Here is a 1,177-nt window from a genome sequence, read left to right as displayed (position 1 = left end):
ACGCCGCGCGCAGTTCGTCCAGCGCGTGAATCAGCGTCTCGGCGACGAACACGCCGCCATACGGGCCGAAATGGCCGCGATCATCAGGAAGGTTGTACATGGTGTCTCTCTCGATCGGTCGGTGTGCCCGCTTTGGGGGTCGCACCGGCTTGCATCACCCGGCGTCCGCTGCGCGCACCGCGCGTACGAACGCCGCCATCCGGGCGTGATCCTTCACGCCCTTCGCGCCCTCCACTTCGATGCCACTCGAGACATCGACAGCAAACGGACGCAACTGGCGGATCGCATCACCGACGTTTTGCGCGTTCAAGCCACCACTCAAAACGGCCCGACGCGCGAGCTCTGCGGGAATAAGAGACCAATCGAAGACCTTGCCGCTACCGCCGTAATCCGGCACCAAAGTGTCGAACAGGAGGCCGCGCGCTTTCGAATAATGAAGAGCCGATTCTACCAAATCGGCACGCTGCGTCGAGGGGCCGACGCGCACCGCGCGCAACCACGGCAGCCGTGCCGCGCGGCCGAGCGCGTCGCACTGCGCCGGCGTCTCGTCGCCATGGAACTGCAGCACCGTCAGTGGCACGTCGCGCACGACGGCTTCGATGTCGGCTTCGGTCGCATTCACGAACAGCCCGACCACCGAGACGAACGGCGGCGCGAGGCTCGCCAGCTCGGCCGCCTGCGCGATCGTCACCGCGCGCGGGCTCTTCGGGTAGAACACGAGGCCGATCGCATCGGCGCCGAGCGCCGCCGCATGCAGCACGTCCTCGGGACGCGACAGCCCGCACAGCTTGATGCGCGTGCGCGGCGCCAGGCCGGCCGCGACGGAATTCGAAGAAGACACGGCGTGCTCCGTCATGTTTGTGGGTCCAGATCCGCCCAGACGCTGCTCCACGGTACGCTGCCGAGCTGCGCGGGCGGGACGGCGAATTCCGCCGGATAGCCGACGTGGGCGAGGTACAGCCCGTCGGCCATAAACGTGGGCGCCGCGAGATTGCGGTCACGCCCGGCCAGCACGTCGGCGAGCCAGTCGGCCGGATAGCGGCCGCGCCCGACCGCGACGAGGCAGCCCATCAGGTTGCGCACCATGTGATGCAGGAACGCGTTCGCGCGGAAGCGGAAATGGATGAAATGCCCCGCGCGCCGCACATCGATCTGATACAGGTGTTTGACCGGCGTC

The 1,177-nt window shown here is 67.5% G+C and carries 1 protein-coding gene and 1 pseudogene; both read right to left on the bottom strand.

Translation table 11 applies throughout. The annotated features are described in order from the left end of the window. Nucleotides 1–154: 154 nt before the first annotated feature. Nucleotides 155–856 (bottom strand): phosphoribosylanthranilate isomerase, encoded by a 702-nt coding sequence (locus JMF90_RS37905; RefSeq protein WP_011548092.1) that lies wholly within the window; start codon nt 854–856, stop codon nt 155–157. Continuing rightward, a pseudogene (locus tag JMF90_RS37900) lies at nt 853–1,177 on the bottom strand (tRNA pseudouridine(38-40) synthase TruA); the annotation flags it as partial. The gene JMF90_RS37905 and the pseudogene JMF90_RS37900, both read right to left, overlap by 4 nt.

Origin of the sequence: Burkholderia sp. E168m23 (genome assembly GCF_016586125.1) — a bacterium.
GTDB classification, from domain to species: Bacteria; Pseudomonadota; Gammaproteobacteria; order Burkholderiales; family Burkholderiaceae; genus Burkholderia; species Burkholderia orbicola.
The sequence above is the reverse complement of the archived record's forward strand: the minus strand, read 5'-3'. Positions and strand labels throughout refer to the sequence as shown.